Origin of the sequence: Streptomyces sp. Ac-502 (genome assembly GCF_045222935.1) — a bacterium.
Lineage (GTDB): Bacteria > Actinomycetota > Actinomycetes > Streptomycetales > Streptomycetaceae > Streptomyces > Streptomyces monomycini.
In genome coordinates this window covers 704,178-724,953 of the sequence record NZ_JBHFFO010000001.1, presented here as the reverse complement: position 1 = coordinate 724,953, position 20,776 = coordinate 704,178, and the positions used below count along the sequence as shown (strand labels likewise).

The window sequence follows — 20,776 nt, the reverse complement described above, 5'->3', positions numbered from 1 at the left end:
GTGACGCTAGCGACCTCGGGACCGGGAAAACCCTACAAATTGCTCGGGCGCGGCCCCGGCTGCCGCCCTCCCCGACGGGGTGGCGGCTGTCCGCGGAGTGGAGACCCCGCCTCCGGGGAGCGGCGCGTGATCTAGGGAAACCCGCAGTCCGCCTTGTGGAAGATGGCAGGGAAACGGTCGGACGTGCGTGTCGGCGCTCTGTGCCCCAGGTCCGGCATTCCCACCGAGCGATTGGCGTCCTGATGTCGAACGAGGAGAAGCTGCGCGAGTACCTCAAGCGCGCGATCGCGGACCTTCACGAGACTCGTCAGCAATTGGACGAGACGGAGGCGAAGCAGACGGAGCCCATCGCGATCGTCTCGATGGCCTGCCGCTTTCCCGGCGGCGTCCGCTCGCCCGAAGAACTGTGGGAGCTGCTGCGCGACGGCGTCGACGCGATCTCCTCCTTCCCCCGCAACCGCGGCTGGGACCTGGACGCGCTCTACCACCCCGACCCGGCCCACCAGGGCACCGCCTACGCCCGCGAGGGCGGGTTCCTGCACGACGCGGGCGAGTTCGACCCCGGTTTCTTCGGGATCTCCCCGCGCGAGGCGCTCGCCATGGACCCCCAGCAGCGGCTGCTCCTGGAGACCGCGTGGGAAGCCGTCGAACGGGCCGGCATCGACCCGGCATCCCTCGCGGGCAGCCGCACCGGCGTGTTCGTCGGCACCGGCCACGGAGGGTACGACGCCGAGGGCGGGCGGCGGGCCGACGAGGTCGGCGGGCACCTGCTGACCGGCAACCACATCAGCATCGCCTCCGGCCGGATCTCCTACGTCCTGGGCCTGGAGGGACCCGCGCTGACCGTGGACACGGCATGCTCCTCGTCGCTGGTGGCCCTGCACCTCGCCGCGCACGCGCTGCGGCGCGGCGAGTGCGCCATGGCCCTGGTGGGCGGCGCGACCGTGATGTCCACTCCGCAGATGTTCGTGGAGTTCTCCCGCCAGCGTGGCCTGGCTCCCGACGGTCGCTGCAAGCCGTTCGCGGCCGCCGCCGACGGCACCGGCTGGAGCGAGGGCGTGGGTCTGCTGCTCGTCGAGCGGCTCTCCGACGCCGTACGCAACGGCCATCCCGTACTGGCCGTGCTGAAGGGCTCGGCCGTCAACCAGGACGGCGCGTCCAACGGACTGACCGCCCCCAACGGCCCCTCGCAGCAACGCGTCATCCGCCAGGCACTGACCGGCGCCGGCCTGACCGCCCCGGACGTCGACGCGGTGGAGGCGCACGGCACCGGCACCACGCTCGGCGACCCCGTCGAGGCGCACGCCCTGCTGGCCACCTACGGGCAGCAGCGCCCCGCGGACCGACCCGTGCTGATCGGCTCCATGAAGTCCAACATCGGGCACACCCAGGCCGCCGCCGGCATCGCGGGCGTGATGAAGATGGTCCTGGCGATGCGGCACGGGCACCTGCCCAAGACCCTGCACCTGGACGAGCCCACCGGGCACGTCGACTGGAGCGAGGGCAGCGCCAGGCTCCTCGCGGAGCCCGAGCCCTGGCCCAGCGCCGAGCGGCCGCGCCGCGCCGCCGTCTCCTCCTTCGGCATCAGCGGCACCAACGCCCACGTCATCCTGGAGCAGGCCCCCGAGGCCGCGGCCCACAAGGCCGGACCGGGCCCCGAGGCGGCCGCCCGTCCGGGCGTGCTGCCCTGGATCCTGTCGGCCCACACCGAAGCGGCCCTGCACGCCCAGGCCGCGCGCCTCGGCCGCCACCTACGGGACCGCGCCGACCTCGAACCGGCCGCCGTCGCCCACGCCCTCGCGGGCACCCGGACCCTCATGGAACACCGCGCGGTCCTGGTCGCGGACGACCGCGAGGCGTTCCTGCGCGGCCTGGACGCCCTCGCCGCGGGCCGCACGGCCACCGGCCTGGTCAGCGGTGTCGCCGCCAAGGCCCGCACCGCGTTCCTCTTCGCCGGGCAGGGCTCCCAGCGCCTTGGCATGGGACGCGAACTGCACGCCGCGTACCCCGCGTTCGCCGACGCCTTCGACGCGGTGTGCGCCGAACTCGACCCGCACCTGGACCGGCCGCTGCGCGACATCGTCTTCGCGGCGGAAGGCAGCGCCGAGGCCGCCCTGCTCGACCGGACCGCCTACACCCAGGCCGCACTCTTCGCCCTGGAAACCGCCCTGTTCCGCCTCGCCGAATCCTGGGGTGCGGCGCCGCAGTTCGTCGCCGGGCACTCCATCGGCGAACTCACCGCCGCCCACGTCAGCGGCGTACTGACCCTCCAGGACGCCGCACGGCTGGTCGCCGCGCGCGGCACGCTCATGCAGGCGCTGCCCGAAGGCGGCGCCATGGTGGCGATCCAGGCCACCGAGGACGAGATCCGCGACCGCCTCGCCGGCCACGAGGACCGTGCCGCCCTCGCGGCGGCCAACGGACCCGGCTCCCTCGTCGTCTCGGGCGACGAACAGACCGTCACCGAGATCGCGGCCCACTTCGCGGCACAGGGCCGCCGCACCAAGCGACTGCGGGTCAGCCACGCCTTCCACTCCCCGCACATGGACGGCATGCTGGAGGACTTCCGGCGCGTCGCCCGCGGCCTGACCTTCCACGCCCCCCGCATCCCCGTGGTGTCCACGGTGACCGGCACGCTCGCCACCGAGGAAGACCTGCGCTCGCCCGACCACTGGGTCCGGCAGGTCCGCGAAGCAGTACGCTTCTGCGCCGCCGTGCGCACCCTCGAAGCCGAGGGCGTCACCGCCTTCGTGGAGATCGGCCCCGGCGGCGTCCTCACCCCCATGGTCCAGGACAGCCTGACCACCCTTGAGCAGCCCGTCCCCCCTGTTCTCGTATCCCTCCTGCGCACCGGCCGCCCCGAAGCATCCGCCCTCACCGAAGGCATCGCCACCGCCTTCGCGCACGGCGCCCACATCGACTGGTCCGCCTGCCTCAGCACATCAGGCACGTCCGGCGCTCCCGGCGCCGAACTGCCCACCTACGCCTTCCAACGCCAGTGGTACTGGCTCGACCCGGCCGGCCGCGACGAGGAGGAGGCGGACGCCCCCGAAGCGGGCGAAGCCGGATTCTGGGCAGCCGTCGAACGCGAGGACCTCCAGGAGCTGACGGCCGTCCTGGCCATCGACGGCAGCGACGCGGACTCCCTGGGCACCCTCCTGCCCACCCTCTCCTCCTGGCGCAGGCAGCGCAGGACCCAGGCCGCGGCGGACCGCCTCAGCTACCGGACCCACTGGGCCCCGCGCACCGCCTCCGACGGCCCCGCCGCCACCGGACACTGGCTCGTCGTCCTGCCCGACGGCACCACCGACGACCCGTGGACCGCCCGCCTCCTGGACGCCCTGCGCGACCACGGCCTCCACACCGATGTACGCGAACTGTCCGCCACCCACGAACCCGGCGTCCCCTTCGCCCGGCCCGACACCCCCGTCGACGGCGTGCTCTCCCTGCTGGCCCTCGACGAGCGGCCCCACCCGCACCTGTCCTCCGTGCCACGCGGTCTGGCCGCCACCATCACGCTGACGCACGCCCTGGAGGCTGCCGGCATCCAGGCACCGCTGTGGTGTGTGACCCGCGGTGCCGTCGCCGTCGACCGGCACGAGGCGCTCGACAGCCCCGTACAGGCACAGACATGGGGCCTGGGCCGGGTGGCCGCGCTGGAGGCCCCGCAGAGCTGGGGCGGGCTCGTCGACCTCCCCGAGAACCTGGACGGGCGGACCGTCCCCGCGTTGCTGAGCGCCCTCGCCTCGCAGGAGGACCAGGTCGCGATCCGCCCGGCCGGGACCTTCACCCGCCGCCTGGAACGGATCACGCCCGGCGGCGACACCGGCGCCCGGTGGAGCACCCACGGCACCGTCCTGGTCACCGGCGGCACCGGCGCGCTGGGCGCACACCTCGCCCACTGGCTGGCCGACGCCGGAGCCGAACACCTCGTGCTCACCAGCCGCCGCGGCCCGCAGGCCCCCGGCGCGGCGGAACTCGCGGCCGCGCTCACCGACCGCGGCATCGAGGTCACCCTCGCCGCCTGCGACGCCGCCGACCGCGGCGCACTGGCGGCCGTCCTCGCCGACATCCCGCCGCACCTGCCGCTGACCGGCGTCGTCCACGCCGCGGGCGTACTGGACGACGGCGTACTGGACGCGCTCACCCCCGAGCGCTTCGAAACCGTCCTGCGCCCCAAGGCCGGAGCCGCACAGAACCTGCACGAACTCACCCAGGACCTGAGCCTGGACCACTTCGTGCTGTTCTCCTCCATCGTCGGTGTCCTGGGCAATGCCGGACAGGCCAACTACGCCGCTGCCAACGCCTACCTGGACGCCCTCGCCGAGCAACGCCACCGGCAGGGCCTCCCGGCCACCTCCGTGTCCTGGGGCCCCTGGGCGGGCGAGGGCATGGCCACCGACAGTGACGCCGCCGACCGGATGAGCCGCGACGGACTGCTGCCCATGGCCGCCGCTCCCGCACTCGCCGCTCTGCGCCAGGCCCTCGGCCAGGGCATGACGCACGTGACCGTGGCCGACGTCGACTGGAGCGCCTACGCTCCCGTCCTGACCGCCGTACGCCCCAGCCCTCTCATCGGCGACCTGCCCGAGGCCCGCCGCGCACTCGGCCCCGCCGACGCACCGCGCCGCGAACGCTCCCCTCTGCGCGAACGGATCGGCGCGCTGCCACCCGCCGAACAGGAACAGGCGCTCCTGGCCATGGTGAGGGAAGAGGCCGCGAAGGTCCTGGGCCACCCGTCACCGGACACCGTCGACGCCCGACGCGCCTTCCGAGAGCAGGGCTTCGACTCCCTGATGGCCGTCGACCTGCGCAACCGGCTGTCCGCCGCCACAGGCCTGCGGCTGCCCACCACCCTGCTGTTCGACCACCCCTCCTCCGTCGCGGTCGCCGCGTACCTGCGCTCCGAGGTGCTGGGCGCCGCCGGGCCCGCCACCGTCGTACGGGCCTCGGCCGCAGCCCAGGACGAACCGGTGGCGATCGTCGGCATGGCCTGCCGCTTCCCCGGCGGCGTGAACTCACCCGAGGCCCTGTGGCAGCTCCTCGCCGAGGGTGGCGACGCCATCACCCCCATGCCCGCCGACCGGGGCTGGGACCTGGACCGGCTCTACCACCCCGATCCCGACCACCAGGGCACCAGCTATGCCCGGGGCGGCGGGTTCCTGGACGGCGCCGCCGACTTCGACGCGCACTTCTTCGGCATCTCGCCGCGCGAGGCCCTCGCCATGGACCCGCAGCAGCGGCTGCTCCTGGAGACCACCTGGGAGGTGCTCGAACAGGCGGGTATCGACCCGGAGACCCTGCGGGGCAGCAGCACCGGCGTCTTCGCGGGCACCAACACCCAGGACTACGGCACGGTGCTGGACACGGCACAGGAGGAAGCCGGCGGACACCGGCTCACCGGCAACGCGATGAGCGTCGTCTCCGGCCGGGTCTCCTACACCTTCGGCTTCGAAGGACCGGCCGTCACGGTGGACACGGCGTGCTCCTCCTCCCTGGTGGCCCTGCACATGGCCGCCCAGGCGCTGCGCCAGGGCGAGTGCTCCCTGGCGGTCGCGGGCGGTGTGACGGTGATGTCCACCCCGTCCTCCTTCGTGGAGTTCGCCCGGCAGCGCGGGCTGGCCCCCGACGGCCGCTGCAAGCCGTTCGCGGCCGCCGCCGACGGCACCGGCTGGAGCGAGGGCGTCGGCCTGCTGCTGGTCGAACGGCTCAGCGACGCCCGGCGCAACGGCCACCAGGTGCTCGCCGTGGTACGGGGTTCGGCCGTCAACCAGGACGGCGCGTCCAACGGCCTGAGCGCCCCAAGCGGACCGTCGCAGCAGCGGGTGATCCGGCAGGCCCTGGCCAACGCCCAGCTGGACACCACCGAAGTCGACGCCGTGGAGGCCCACGGCACGGGCACCACGCTCGGCGACCCGATCGAGGCCCAGGCACTGCTGGCCACCTACGGCCAGGAGCGTCCGCCGGAGCAGCCGCTGCTGCTGGGCGCGGTGAAGTCCAACCTCGGGCACACCCAGGCCGCCGCCGGTGTGGCGGGCGTGATGAAGATGGTGCTGGCGATGCGGCATGGCATACTGCCGCGCACCCTGCACGTCGACGAGCCCACCGGGCACGTCGACTGGGCCGCGGGCGCGGTCGAGCTGCTCACCGAGCACACGGACTGGCCCGAGACCGGCCGGCCCCGGCGGGCCGCGGTCTCCGCGTTCGGCATCAGCGGCACCAACGCGCACGTGGTCCTGGAACTGCCCCCGGCCCCGCAACCCGAGCCGCCGTCCACCGCTCCTGACGGGACGGTCACCGCTCCTGACGGGCCGGCACCGCTGCTGCTCTCCGCCAAGAGCGAGAGCGCCCTGCGCGTCCAGGCCGCCCGACTGCGCGCCCACTTGGAACGCGAACCAGCGCCCCGGCTCACGGACGCCGCCCACACGCTGGCGACCCGCCGCACGGCCTTCACCCACCGCGCGGCCGTCCGCGCCGACGACCGTGATGCCGCGCTGCGTGCCCTGGCCGCCCTGGCCGCGGGCGAGGCCGACCCCGCCGTGGACACGGGCACGGCCCACCCCGGCCGGGACGCCGTCCTCTTCTCCGGCCAGGGATCTCAACGCCTCGGCATGGGGCGCGAGCTGCACGCCCGCCACCCGGTCTTCGCGGCGGCGTTCGACGCGGTGTGTGCCGCGCTGGACGAGCACCTGGACCGCCCCTGCGGGACGTCGTCTGGGGTGAGGACGCGGAAGCGCTGAACCGGACGGCCCACGCCCAGGCCGGGCTGTTCGCCATCGAGGTGGCCCTGTTCCGGCTCGTGGAATCCTGGGGCGTACGTCCCCAGTACGTGGCCGGGCACTCCGTCGGCGAGATCGCCGCCGCGCATGTCGCCGGGGTGTTCTCACTGGCCGACGCCTGCGCGCTGGTGGCGGCACGCGGACGGCTGATGCAGGCCCTGCCCGCCGGCGGTGCGATGGTGGCGATCAGGGCCACCGAGGAAGAGGTGCGCCCGCACCTGACCGAGGACATCGCGATCGCCGCCGTCAACGGCCCCCGGTCCACCGTGGTCTCCGGCGCCGAGGCCGCCGTACTCACGCTCGCGGCGCACTTCGAGGCCGAGGGCCGCAGGACCACCCGCCTGCGGGTCTCGCACGCCTTCCACTCGCCCCTGATGGACCCCATGCTGGCCGATTTCCGGGCCGTCGCCGAGGGCCTGTCCTACGGCGAGCCGCGACTGGCCGTCGTCTCGAACGTCACGGGCGAACTCGCCACCCGCGACCAGCTGCGCAGTCCCGAGTACTGGGTGACCCACGTCCGCGCCGCGGTACGGTTCGCCGACGGGATCCGCGCCCTGCGCGCGCAGGGCGTGACCCGCTTCCTGGAGCTGGGCCCCGACGGCACGCTCGCGGCCATGGCACGCGAGTCGCTGCCGGACGAGGACCTGGCGGGCCCGAACACTCCCGGCGAAACCGTTCTCGTACCCGCCCTGCGCCGGGACCGCCCGGAAGCGGCGGCCCTCCTCGCGGCCCTGACGCGACTGCACGTACACGGCGCCGAGACCGACTGGTCCGCGTTCCTCGACGACCGGGACGCGCGCGTGGTCGACCTGCCGACGTACGCCTTCCAGCACCAGAGGTTCTGGCCGACCCCCGACCACACCCGCACCGGAGACCTCGGCGCCGCGGGCCTCGAAGCGGCCGGCCACCCGCTGCTGAGCGCCTCTGCGGAACTGCCCGACGGTGACGGCCTGCTGTTCACCACCCGTCTCTCGCTCCAGACCCATCCCTGGCTGGCCGGGCACACCATCATGGGATCCGTCCTGCTGCCGGGCACGGCCTTCGCCGAACTCGCCGTCCGCGCCGCCGACGAGGCGGGCTGCGACCGCGTCGACGAACTGACCCTGGCCGCCCCGCTCGTCCTGCCCGAGCACGGCGGCGTACAACTCCAGCTGCGCGTGGGGCCCGCCGACGAGACCGGCCGGCGCACCCTGACCGCCCGCTCCAGGGAGGAGAGCGACGGCGACCGCCCGTGGCGGCAGCACGCCACCGGCATCCTCGCCACCGGCCCGCACCCGGCCGCCGACGGCTTCGACTTCACCGCCGCGCCCTGGCCGCCCGCCGACGCCGAACCCGTCGAGCTGACCGGCCTCTACCCGCGCCTGGCCGACCGCGGCTTCGACTACGGCCCCCACTTCCAGGGCCTGCGCACCGCATGGCGCCGAGGCGACGAGGTCTTCGCCGAGGTCGCGCTGCCCGCCGCGGCCGAAGGCGACGCGCCTGCCTACGGCCTGCACCCGGCGCTGCTCGACGCGGCCCTGCACGTCGTCACCTTCAACGGGGTCGACCAGGACGTCGTGCCCTTCTCCTGGGAAAGCCTCTCGCTGCACGCCTCCGGCGCCGCGGCGGTACGGGTCCGCGTGACCCGGCACAGCGCCGACACGGTGTCCGTGGACGTCGCCGACACCGCGGGCGAACCCGTCGCCTCCATCGGCACGCTCGTCCTGCGGCCGGTCTCCGCCGACCAGCTCGAAGGCGGGGCGAACCCGGCCGTCCGCGACGCGCTGTTCCGCCTCCAGTGGAACCCCGTACGCCTGCCCCCGGCCGAGGCCGCGGAGACCGTCGCGGCGATCGGTTCCCCCACCGACCCGTCGTTCCACCGGTACGCGGACCGGGTCGAGCACCACGCGGACCTGGCCTCCCTGGCCGGCTCCGGACGTGTGCCCGGCGCGGTGCTGGTGGCGCCGCCCGCAGGCACGCCGGAGGCGGTGGAGTCCGTGCACGCCGTGACGGCGTGGGCCTTGGACGTGATCCAGTCCGGGCTGGCGGATGACCGGTTTGCCGCTTCGCGTCTGGTGTTCGTGACGCGGGGTGTGGTGTCGGGTGCGGATCTTGCGGGTGCGGCGGTGTGGGGTCTGGTGCGGTCGGCACAGTCGGAGCATCCGGGCCGCTTCGGTCTGGTGGATGTGGACGGTGACGACGCCGATGTGGCGCTGGTACCGAGGGCGTTGGTGTTGGACGAGCCGCAGTTGCTGGTGCGTGGTGGTGAGGTCCTGGCGGCGCGGTTGGCTCGTGCTCAGGCACAGCGGGCTTTCCCCTGGGATCCGTCCGGCACGGTCCTGATCACTGGTGGTACGGGTGGTCTGGGCCGTACTGTCGCCCGGCATCTGGTGGTGGAACATGGGGTGCGGAGTGTGGTGCTGGTCAGCCGCAGAGGCCCGGGTGCCGGGGGTGCCGGGGAGCTGGTGGCTGAGCTGGAGGGGTATGGCGCGGGGGTGGTGGTCGAGGCGTGTGATGTGACGGATCGTATGGCCGTGGCCGATCTGGTCACCCGTCATGTTCCTACCGCGGTCGTGCATACGGCCGGTGTGCTGGACGATGGTGTGGTGGAGTCGCTGACTCCCGAGCGGTTGTCGGGGGTGTTGCGTCCGAAGGTGGATGCTGCCTGGTATCTGCACGAGGCCACCAAGCATCTTCAGCTGGATGCGTTTGTGGTGTTCTCGTCGGTGGCGGGCACGATCGGCAGTCCCGGCCAGGCCAACTACGCGGCGGGCAACGCCTTTCTGGACGCGCTGGCGCACCGTCGTCGGGCGGCTGGTCTGCCTGCGGTGTCGCTGGCGTGGGGGCCCTGGTCGCAGGACAGCGGCATGACCGGCACCCTGACCGAGGCCGACCTCCAGCGCATCGCCCGCCAAGGCATGCCCGAACTCACCCCCGCCCAGGGCGTGACCCTCTTCGACGCCGCGCTGGCAGCCGGCGACGCCCAACTGCTTCCCGTACGTTTCGACCTGGCTGCCCTGCGCGAGCAGGAGAGGTGCTCCCGCTGCTGCGCGGCCTGATCAGGACCCGCGCCCGGCGCTCGGCAGTCGGCGGTCCGGCCGCGGTGGCCGGTCTGGCGGGACGCCTGAGCGGGCTGGGGGCGGAGGAGCGGCGCGAGGTGCTCCTGGACCTGGTACGCACCCAGATCGCGGTCGTCCTGGGCCACGCGAACCCGGAGACGATCGAGGCGACCCGCGTCTTCCAGGACCTCGGCTTCGACTCCCTGACCGCGGTCGAACTCCGCAACCGCCTCAACAACGCTACCGGCCTGCGCCTCTCGCCCACCGCCGTCTTCGACTACCCCACGGCGGACGCGCTCGTCAGCTTCCTGCTGGACGAACTGTTCGGCGCGCAGGGGGAGGCCGAGCTGCCGGTGCGGGTGCCGTCGCCCGCGGAGGCGGCCGACGACCCGGTGGTCATCGTCGGTATGAGCTGCCGCTATCCGGGGGCGTCGCCTCGCCGGAGGATCTGTGGCGGCTGGTGTCCGACGGCGTGGACGCCGTCTCCGACTTCCCCACCGACCGCGGCTGGGACGTGGAAACCCTCTACAACCCGGACCCCGAGGCACTCGGTACCTCCTACAGCCGCTCCGGTGGCTTCCTCCACGAGGCGGCTGAGTTCGACCCCGAGTTCTTCGGGATGAGCCCGCGGGAGGCGCTGGCGACCGACGCCCAGCAGCGGCTGCTGCTGGAAACGGCCTGGGAAGCCATCGAGCGGACGGGCATCGACCCGGCATCGCTGCGGGGCAGCCGGACGGGCGTCTTCGCGGGCGTGATGTACACCGACTACGGCGACCTCCTCGTCGGCGACCAGTTCGAGGGCTACCGCAGCAACGGCAGCGCGGCCAGTATCGCCTCCGGGCGGGTCTCCTACACCTTCGGCTTCGAGGGCCCGGCGGTCACGGTGGACACGGCATGTTCGTCGTCGCTGGTCGCCCTGCACCTGGCGGCCCAGGCGCTGCGCTCCGGCGAGTGCTCCTTGGCGCTCGCCGGCGGTGTGACGTTGATGTCGACACCGACCACGTTCGTCGAGTTCTCGCGACAGCGCGGACTGGCGGCGGACGGGCGCTGCAAGGCGTTCTCCGACGCCGCCGACGGTGTCGGCTGGGGCGAGGGCGTGGGCATGCTCGTGCTGGAGCGTCTGTCGGATGCGCGCCGTAATGGGCATCGGGTGCTTGCGGTGGTGCGGGGCAGTGCGGTGAATCAGGATGGTGCGTCGAATGGTCTGACGGCGCCGAATGGTCCGTCGCAGCAGCGGGTGATCCGGCAGGCGCTGGCGAGTGCTGGTCTGTCGGCTGCTGATGTTGATGCGGTGGAGGCGCATGGCACGGGTACGACGTTGGGCGATCCGATCGAGGCGCAGGCATTGCTGGCCACTTACGGTCAGGGCCGTCCGGGGAGCGGCCGCTGAGGCTGGGTTCGGTGAAGTCCAACATCGGTCATGCGCAGGCGGCTTCGGGTGTCGCGGGTGTCATCAAGATGGTGCTGGCGATGCGCCATGGTGTGCTTCCGCGGACACTGCACGTCGATGAGCCGTCGAGGCACGTGGACTGGGACGCAGGTGCGGTCGAGCTGCTGACCTCTGCTGCTGAGTGGCCGCAGGGGGAGGGGCCGCGCCGTGCGGGAGTCTCCTCGTTCGGCGTCAGTGGGACGAACGCGCACGTGATCCTGGAGCAGCCCGAGCCGGTCGCGGCCGACGCAGCACCGGACACTCCGGTGACCGAGCCCGGCGCTCTGGCCTGGGTGCTTTCCGGCAGAAACGAGGCCGCGCTGCGCGGCCAGGCGGCACGCCTGCTGCCCCTGGTCGCCGGCCATGAGCCACTGTCCGCGCTGGATGTCGGCCACTCGCTGGTGACGGGGCGGTCGAACTTCACCCGCCGCGCGGTGGTGTGGGGCCAGGACAGCGACGCACTGGTACGGGCACTGTCCGCGCTCGCGGTGGGCGAGGCCGACGCCGGTCTGGCGGAGGGCTCGGCCGGTGCCGGGAAGACAGCCTTCTTGTTCTCGGGCCAGGGTTCGCAACGCCTCGGCATGGGGCGCGAGCTGCACGCCCGCCACCCGGTGTTCGCGGCGGCGTTCGATGCGGTGTGTGCCGCGCTGGACGAGCACCTGGAGCGTCCTCTGCGGGACGTTGTCTGGGGTGAGGACGCGGAGCTGCTGAACCGGACCGCGTACGCCCAGGCGTCCCTGTTCGCGATCGAGGTGGCGCTGTTCCGCCTGGCGGAGTCGTGGGGGTGCGCCCGGACTTCGTGGCGGGCCATTCGATCGGTGAAGTATCCGCGGCGCATGTGGCGGGCGTCTTCTCCCTCCCGGATGCCTGTGCGCTGGTCGCGGCACGCGGCCGGCTGATGCAGGCCCTCCCCGCCGGCGGGGCGATGGTGGCGGTCCGGGCGACGGAGGACGAGGTTCTCGCGCATCTGACGCCGCAGGTGTCGATCGCGGCCGTCAACGGCCCGTCGTCGGTCGTCGTCTCGGGCGCCGAGGAGGTGGTACTCGCCATCAAGACACACTTCGAGGGTGAGGGACGCAAGACCAGCAGGCTGCGGGTCTCGCACGCCTTCCACTCACCACTCATGGAACCCATGCTGGACGACTTCCGCGCGGTGGTGGCACGGCTGTCGTTCGGCACACCGGCGATCCCCGTCGTGTCGAACCTGACAGGCAGCCTCGCCGAACCCGACCAGCTCACCCGAGCCGACTACTGGGTCCGGCACGTCCGCGAAGCAGTGCGTTTCGCGGACGGGGTACGCGCTCTGGACGCGGCAGGGGCGACGCGGTTCCTGGAACTCGGCCCGGACGGTGTGCTGTCGGCACTGGCCCGCGAGTCCGCACCTGAGGAAGCCGTACTCGCCCCCGTCCTGCGCAAGGACCGCCCCGAGGGGACGACGCTGCTGGGTGCCCTGGCACAGCTGTACGTCCGGGGTGTGAACGTGGACTGGACGGTGCTGTTCGGTGGCACGGGTGCGCGCTGGGTGGATCTGCCGACGTACGCGTTCCAGCACGAACGGTTCTGGCCGTCGGGTAGGGCGGTGCGCGCGGGTGACGTGCGGTTCGCGGGTCTGGGCTCGGCGGGGCATCCGTTGCTGGGTGCGGCGGTGGAGCTGGCGGGTTCGGGTGGTTTGCTGTTCACGGGCCGGTTGTCGGTGTCCTCGCATCCGTGGTTGGCGGATCATGTGGTGCTGGGTTCCGTCCTCGTCCCTGGCACGGCGTTGGTGGAACTGGTGTTGCGAGCGGCCGATGAGGTCGGCTGCGATGTGGTGGAGGAGCTGACGCTCGCCGCGCCCCTGGTGCTGCCCGCCTCGGGCAGTGGTGTGCAGGTCCAGGTATGGCTGGGGGAGCCGGACGGTTCGGGTCGACGGCAGGTCTCGGTGCACGCGCGTGAGGACGAGGACCCGTGGACGCTGCACGCCGAAGGCGCGGTGACCACCGGGGCCGAAGCGGCTCCCTTCGATGCCGCCGTATGGCCTCCGAAGGGCGCGGAGGCCGTGGACGTGGCCGACTGCTACGACGAACTCGCCGACAGTGGGCTCACGTACGGCCCGGTGTTCCAGGGCCTGCGGGCGGCCTGGAAACTCGGCGGGGACATCTACGCCGAGGTGACGCTTCCCGAGGGCACCGACGGTGACGCCTACGGCCTGCACCCGGCGCTCTTCGACGCGGCGCTGCACGCGGCGGCACTGGGCGGCGGTGAAGCGGGCGGCGTCCCGTTCTCCTGGGCCGGAGTGTCCCTGCACACTTCCGGCGCCTCGCGCCTCCGCGTCCGTATCCGTGACACGGGCGGCACGTTGTCCGTCGCGATCGCGGATTCGACCGGTGCGCCCGTCGCCTCGGTGGAGTCACTGGTGATCCGCCCACTCCTGCCCGGACAGCTGCGGACCACCGACCGCGACTCCCTCTTCAAGGTCGACTGGAACCCCGTCCCGCTCACGGACGAGCGCGTCGAGCTGGGCACCGGTCCGGAGGGCGAGCCGTTGCGGACCCTCGCGGACCTGGAGCCGCCGGCGGGAGTGACCGTGCCCGGAGCGGTCCTGGTCTCGCCGCCCGCCGGCACCACTGGAACGGTGGAGTCCGTACACGTCGCTGCCGGCTGGGCCTTGGAAATGGTGCAGTCGTGGTTGGCGGATGGCCGGTTCGCGGCTTCGCGTCTGGTGTTCGTGACGCGGGGTGTGGTGTCGGATGCGGATCTTGCGGGTGCGGCGGTGTGGGGTCTGGTGCGGTCGGCTCTGTCGGAGAATCCGGGCCGCTTCGGTCTGGTGGATGTGGACGGTGACGACGCCGATGTGGCCGTCCTGGCGCACGGGCTGGCGACCGATGAGCCCGAGCTGCTGGTGCGTGGTGGTGAGGTGCTGGCGGCGCGCCTGGTCCGGACACAGCCCCAGCAGACTCATGCTTGGGATCCGTCCGGCACGGTCCTGATCACTGGTGGTACGGGTGGTCTGGGCCGTACTGTCGCCCGGCATCTGGTGGTGGAACATGGGGTGCGGAGTGTGGTGCTGGTCAGCCGCAGGGGCCCGGGTGCCGGGGGTGCCGGGGAGCTGGTGGCTGAGCTGGAGGGGTATGGCGCGGGGGTGGTGGTCGAGGCGTGTGATGTGACGGACCGTATGGCTGTGGCCGATCTGGTCACCCGTCATGTTCCTACCGCGGTCGTGCATACGGCCGGTGTGCTGGACGATGGTGTGGTGGAGTCGCTGACGCCCGAGCGGTTGTCGGGGGTGTTGCGTCCGAAGGTGGATGCTGCCTGGTATCTGCACGAGGCCACCAAGCATCTTCAGCTGGATGCGTTTGTGGTGTTCTCGTCGGTGGCGGGCACGATCGGCAGTCCCGGTCAGGCCAACTATGCGGCGGGCAACGCCTTTCTGGACGCGCTGGCACGCCGTCGTCGGGCGGCTGGTCTGCCTGCGGTGTCGCTGGCGTGGGGGCCCTGGTCGCAGGACAGCGGCATGACCGGCACCCTGACCGAGGCCGACCTCCAGCGCATCGCCCGTTCGGGTATGCCGCCGCTGTCGGCCGAACAGGGCCTGGCCCTGTTCGACGCCGCCCTCGGGACCACCGAGCCCATGGCCCTCCCCGTCCGCCTGGACCTCGCCGCGCTGCGCACACAAGGCGACCCCCAGCCCCTGCTGCGCACCCTCATCCGCACGAGGAACCGTCGTTCCGGCTCCCCCGCGGCCTCCGGCCTCACGCAACGCCTGGCCAGGCTGACCACGGCGGAGCGTCGCGAGGCGCTGCTCGATGTCGTACGCGGTCAGATCGCGACGGTCCTGGGCCACGCGAGCCCGGAGACGGTCGCCCCGGACCGGGCCTTCCAGGACCTCGGCTTCGACTCCCTGGCCGCGATCGAACTCCGCAACCAGCTGGGCAGGGCCACCGGACTGCGACTCCCGGCGACGACCGTTTTCGACTACCCGACGGCCGACGCCCTGGCGGGGCACCTGCTGGACGAGCTGTTCGGAGCGGCGGCGGAGACGTCACTCCCGGTGTCCGCTCTGCCGTCCCTGCCGCCTTTGACGGACGATCCGGTCGTCATCGTCGGCATGAGCTGCCGCTTCCCGGGGGCGTCGCCTCGCCGGAGGATCTGTGGCGGCTGGTGTCCGACGGCGTGGACGCCGTCTCCGGCTTCCCGGGCGACCGCGGCTGGGAGATCGACGACGCCTACGACGCCGACCGGGAAGGCGCCATCGCCACCCGTTCCGGCGGGTTCCTGTACGACGCGGCGGAGTTCGACCCCGAGTTCTTCGGGATGAGCCCGCGGGAGGCGCTGACCACCGATGCCCAGCAGCGGCTGCTGCTGGAAACGGCCTGGGAGGCGTTGGAGCGCACCGGACTGGACCCGGCCACCCTCCGCGGCAGCCGCACCGGCGTCTTCGCGGGTGTGATGTACCACGACTACTCGCAACTGCTCTCCGGGCGCGAGTTCGAGGGGTACCAGGGCAGTGGCAGCGCGGGCAGTGTGGCCTCGGGCCGGGTCTCCTACACTTTCGGCTTCGAGGGGCCGGCGGTCACGGTGGACACGGCATGTTCGTCGTCGCTGGTCGCCCTGCACCTGGCGGCCCAGGCGCTGCGCTCCGGCGAGTGCTCCTTGGCGCTCGCCGGCGGTGTGACGGTGATGTCCACCCCGCTGACCTTCGTGGAGTTCACCCGCCAGGGCGGGCTTTCCCTCGACGGGCGCTGCAAGGCGTTCTCCGACGCTGCCAACGGTGTCGGCTGGGCGGAAGGCGCCGGAATCCTGGTGCTGGAGCGTCTGTCGGATGCGCGCCGTAATGGGCATCGGGTGCTTGCGGTGGTGCGGGGCAGTGCGGTGAATCAGGATGGTGCGTCGAATGGTCTGACGGCGCCGAATGGTCCGTCGCAGCAGCGGGTGATCCGGCAGGCGCTGGCGAGTGCTGGTCTGTCGGCTGCTGATGTTGATGCGGTGGAGGCGCATGGCACGGGTACGACGTTGGGCGATCCGATCGAGGCGCAGGCATTGCTGGCCACTTACGGTCAGGGCCGTCCGGGGAGCGGCCGCTGAGGCTGGGTTCGGTGAAGTCCAACATCGGTCATGCGCAGGCGGCTTCGGGTGTCGCGGGTGTCATCAAGATGGTGCTGGCGATGCGCCATGGTGTGCTTCCGCGGACATTGCACGTCGATGAGCCGTCGAGGCACGTGGACTGGGACGCAGGTGCGGTGGAACTGCTGACCTCTGCTGCTGAGTGGCCGCAGGGGGACGGGCCGCGCCGTGCGGGAGTCTCCTCGTTCGGTATCAGCGGCACGAACGCGCACGTGATCCTGGAGCAGCCCGAGCCGGTCGCGGCCGACGCAGCACCGGAAGGAGCCGAACCGGACGCCGCCGAAGACGGGACAGCCGGGGCCGGGGCGCCGGTGCCGGTGCTGCTGTCGGGCCGGAGCGAGCCGGCCTTGCGAGCCCAGGCGGCACGGCTGCTGTCCCATCTGGACGGTGAGCTGGGCGGTGAGCCAGGGCCGCGGGTCACGGATGTCGCGTACTCGCTGGCAACGGGCCGCTCGGTGTTCCAGCACCGTGCGGTGCTACTGGCCGCGAACCGAGAGGATCTGCTGCGTTCGCTGTCCGCCTTGGCCGAAGGCCGCAGCGACGCTTCCATCGCGGCGCAGGACCGGGCCCGTGCGGGCAAGCTGGCGTTCCTGTTCTCGGGCCAGGGTTCGCAACGCCTGGGTATGGGGCGCGAGCTGCACGCCCGTCACCCGGTGTTCGCGGCGGCGTTCGATGCGGTGTGTGCCGCGCTGGATGAGCACCTGGAGCGTCCTCTGCGGGACGTTGTCTGGGGTGAGGACGCGGAGCTGCTGAACCGGACCGCGTACGCCCAGGCGTCCCTGTTCGCGATCGAGGTGGCGCTGTTCCGCCTGGCGGAGTCGTGGGGGTGCGCCCGGACTTCGTGGCGGGCCATTCGATCGGTGAAGTATCCGCGGCGCATGTGGCGGGCGTCTTCTCCCTCCCGGATGCCTGTGCGCTGGTCGCGGCACGCGGCCGGCTGATGCAGGCCCTGCCCGCCGGCGGGGCGATGGTGGCGGTCCGGGCGACGGAGGACGAGGTTCTCGCGCATCTGACGCCGCAGGTGTCGATCGCGGCCGTCAACGGTCCGTCGTCGGTCGTCGTCTCGGGCGCCGAGGATGCGGTACTCGCCATCAAGACACACTTCGAGGGGGAGGGGCGCAAGACCAGCAGGCTGCGGGTCTCGCACGCCTTCCACTCACCACTCATGGAACCTATGCTGGACGACTTCCGCGCCGTCGCCGACGGCATGACGTACGGAACGCCGCGCATCCCCGTGGTCTCGAACGTCACCGGCGAGCCCGCCACCGCGGAGCAGCTGTGCGCCGCGGAGTACTGGGTCAGCCACGTCCGCGAGGCCGTGCGGTTCGCCGACGGGGTCGGCGCGCTGCGCGCGCAGGGTGTCGAGGCGTTCCTGGAGCTGGGCCCTGACGGCGCCCTCTCCTCCCTCGCCGTGGAGTCCGCCGCGGACGAGGCGGTAGTGGCCCCTGTCCTGCGCAAGGACCGGCCCGAGGTGCCGGCACTGCTCACGGCCCTGGCACGACTGCACACCCACGGCGTGCCGGTTGACTGGCCCGCCGTCTTCGCCGGTTCGGGTGCGCGGTGGGTGGATCTGCCGACGTACGCGTTCCAGCGTGAGCGGTTCTGGCCGTCGGGTGGGGCGGTGCGCGCGGGTGACGTGCGGTTCGCGGGTCTGGGCTCGGCGGGGCATCCGTTGCTGGGTGCGGCGGTGGAGCTGGCGGGTTCGGGTGGTTTGCTGTTCACGGGCCGGTTGTCGGTGTCCTCGCATCCGTGGTTGGCGGATCATGTGGTGCTGGGTTCCGTCCTCGTCCCTGGCACGGCGTTGGTGGAACTGGTGTTGCGAGCGGCCGATGAGGTCGGCTGCGATGTGGTGGAGGAGCTGACGCTCGCCGCGCCCCTGGTGCTGCCTGCCTCGGGCGGCGCGATGCAGGTGCAGGTGTGGGTGGGGGAGCCGGACGACGGTGGCTGCCGTCCGGTGTCGGTGCATGCGCGTGAGGGCGAGGGCCCGTGGACGCTGCATGCCGGTGGCGCCCTGGCCCCAGCCACCGAAGCCGTGTCGTTCGATACCACGGTGTGGCCCCCGCAGGGCGCCGAGCCGCTTGAGGTGGCGGGCTGCTACGAGCGGTTCGCGGATGCCGGGTTCGAGTACGGCCCGGTGTTCCAGGGCCTGCGGGCGGCCTGGAAACTCGGCGGGGACATCTACGCCGAGGTGACGCTTCCCGAGGGCGCCGACGGTGACGCCTACGGCCTGCACCCGGCGCTCTTCGACGCGGCGCTGCACGCGGCGCTCCTGGGCGGCGGGGGAGCGGACGAGGGGGCTGTCCCCTTCGCCTGGAACGGAGTGTCACTGCACGCCGCCGGGGCTTCCCAAGTGAGGGTGCGCATCCGTCCCACCGAGGACGGCACGTCGATCGTCATCGCGGACACGTCCGGTGCGCCGGTGGCCTCGGTACGGTCCCTGACCGCGCGCCCGATCACCGTCGGGCAGCTGCAGACCGGCGACCGTGATTCCCTCTTCAAGGTCGATTGGGCCGGCATTCACCTCACCGGTGAGCCCGCGGGCTCCCTCACCCTGCTCGGCAAGGACACCGAGGGCATCCTCGACGGGCTCTCGCTCCGGCCGCACGCCGATCTCGACGACCTCGCGGAGGCCGGCGGCCACGACATCGTGCTCGTTCCGCCGACGACCGGGCCCACGGGAACGGTGTCGGCCGTCCACGCCGCGACGGCCAAGGCGCTGGACGTGATCCAGGCGTGGTTGGCGGATGGCCGGTTCGCGGCTTCGCGTCTGGTGTTCGTGACGCGGGGTGTGGTGTCGGGTGCGGATCTTGCGGGTGCGGCGGTGTGGGGTCTGGTGCGGTCGGCACAGTCGGAGAACCCGGGCCGCTTCGGTCTGGTGGATGTGGACGGTGACGACGCCGATGTGGCCGTCCTGGCGCACGGGCTGGCGACCGATGAGCCCGAGCTGCTGGTGCGTGGTGGTGAGGTGCTGGCGGCGCGCCTGGTCCGGACACAGCCCCAGCAGACTCATGCTTGGGATCCGTCCGGCACGGTCCTGATCACTGGTGGTACGGGTGGTCTGGGCCGTACTGTCGCCCGGCATCTGGTGGTGGAACATGGGGTGCGGAGTGTGGTGCTGGTCAGCCGCAGGGGCCCGGGTGCCGGGGGTGCCGGGGAGCTGGTGGCTGAGCTGGAGGGGTATGGCGCGGGGGTGGTGGTCGAGGCGTGTGATGTGACGGACCGTATGGCTGTGGCCGATCTGGTCGCCCGTCATGTTCCTGCCGTGGTCGTGCATACGGCCGGTGTGCTGGACGATGGTGTGGTGGAGTCGCTGACGCCCGAGCGGTTGTCGGGGGTGTTGCGTCCGAAGGTGGATGCTGCCTGGTATCTGCACGAGGCCACCAAGCATCTTCAGCTGGATGCGTTTGTGGTGTTCTCGTCGGTGGCGGGCACGATCGGCAGTCCCGGTCAGGCCAACTATGCGGCGGGCAACGCCTTTTGGACGCGCTGGCGCGCCGTCGTCGGGCGGCTGGTCTGCCTGCGGTGTCGCTGGCGTGGGGGCCCTGGTCGCAGGACAGCGGCATGACCGGCACCCTGACCGAGGCCGACCTCCAGCGCATCGCCCGTTCGGGTATGCCGCCACTGTCGGCCGAACAGGGCCTGGCCCTGTTCGACGCCGCCCTCGGGACCACCGAGCCCATGGCCCTCCCCGTCCGCCTGGACCTCGCCGCGCTGCGCACACAGGGCGACCCCCAGCCCCTGCTGCGCACCCTCATCCGCACCTCAGGCCGACGCGCCGCTGCGGCTCCCACCGAAAGCGATGCCGCGGCCGCCTTCGCTCAGCGCCTGACCGGCCTGTCGGCGGCAGAGGGACGCGAAGTCGTACTCGATGCCGTACGTGGCCAGGTCGCGGTCGTCCTCGGTCACGCCGGGGCCAGGGAAATCGACGAGGACCGCGCCTTCCTGGACCTCGGCTTCGACTCCCTGACCGCGGTCGAGCTCCGCAACCACCTGAGCGCTCTGACGGGTATCCGCCTGCCGCCACCCTGCTCTTCGACTACCCGACGCCGGCGGAACTCGTCGACCACCTCCATGCCCGGACCGCGCCCGAGCCGTCCTTCGGCCCGGAGGCACTCCTCGGTGAACTCGAAAAGCTGGAGAAGTCCTTCGGCGGGCTCGACATCACGGAGGAGATCCACGAGCAGATAGCCGGCCGGCTGGAGGTACTCAAGGCGAAGTGGAACGCTCTGCGGGACGTGACCGCGGCAGCCGAGCACGACGAGTCCCGGGCGGACGAGGACTTCGACTTCGAGTCAGCCTCCGACGAGGAGGTCTTCGACCTCCTCGACAACGAACTGGGCCTGTCCTGAACCGGCGGCGGTCCGCCGCCCGGTAGCGACAAGAAGCTCCCTCCCGGCGATGTGCCGGGAGGGAGCGTTCTTTCCGCGGAC

1 protein-coding gene and 2 pseudogenes are annotated in these 20,776 nt (G+C 72.3%); all 3 read left to right on the top strand.

Features of this window, described 5'->3' with window-relative positions:
* The first annotated feature begins 242 nt into the window (after positions 1–242).
* Positions 243–6,740, top strand: a complete 6,498-nt coding sequence (locus tag ACEXOX_RS03360; protein ID WP_406518991.1) for a type I polyketide synthase — start codon at positions 243–245, stop codon at positions 6,738–6,740.
* Positions 6,668–8,449, top strand: a pseudogene (locus ACEXOX_RS03355) (acyltransferase domain-containing protein); the annotation flags it as partial. The gene ACEXOX_RS03360 and the pseudogene ACEXOX_RS03355, both read left to right, overlap by 73 nt.
* A pseudogene (locus ACEXOX_RS03350) lies at positions 8,423–20,416 on the top strand (SDR family NAD(P)-dependent oxidoreductase); the annotation flags it as partial. The pseudogenes ACEXOX_RS03355 and ACEXOX_RS03350, both read left to right, overlap by 27 nt.
* Positions 20,417–20,776 lie beyond the last annotated feature (360 nt).

What these genes read in the sequence shown, in the direction of transcription:
- ACEXOX_RS03360 (WP_406518991.1), top strand. Translation starts at nt 243, where the DNA reads ATGTCGAACGAGGAGAAGCTGCGCGAGTACCTCAAGCGCGCGATCGCG.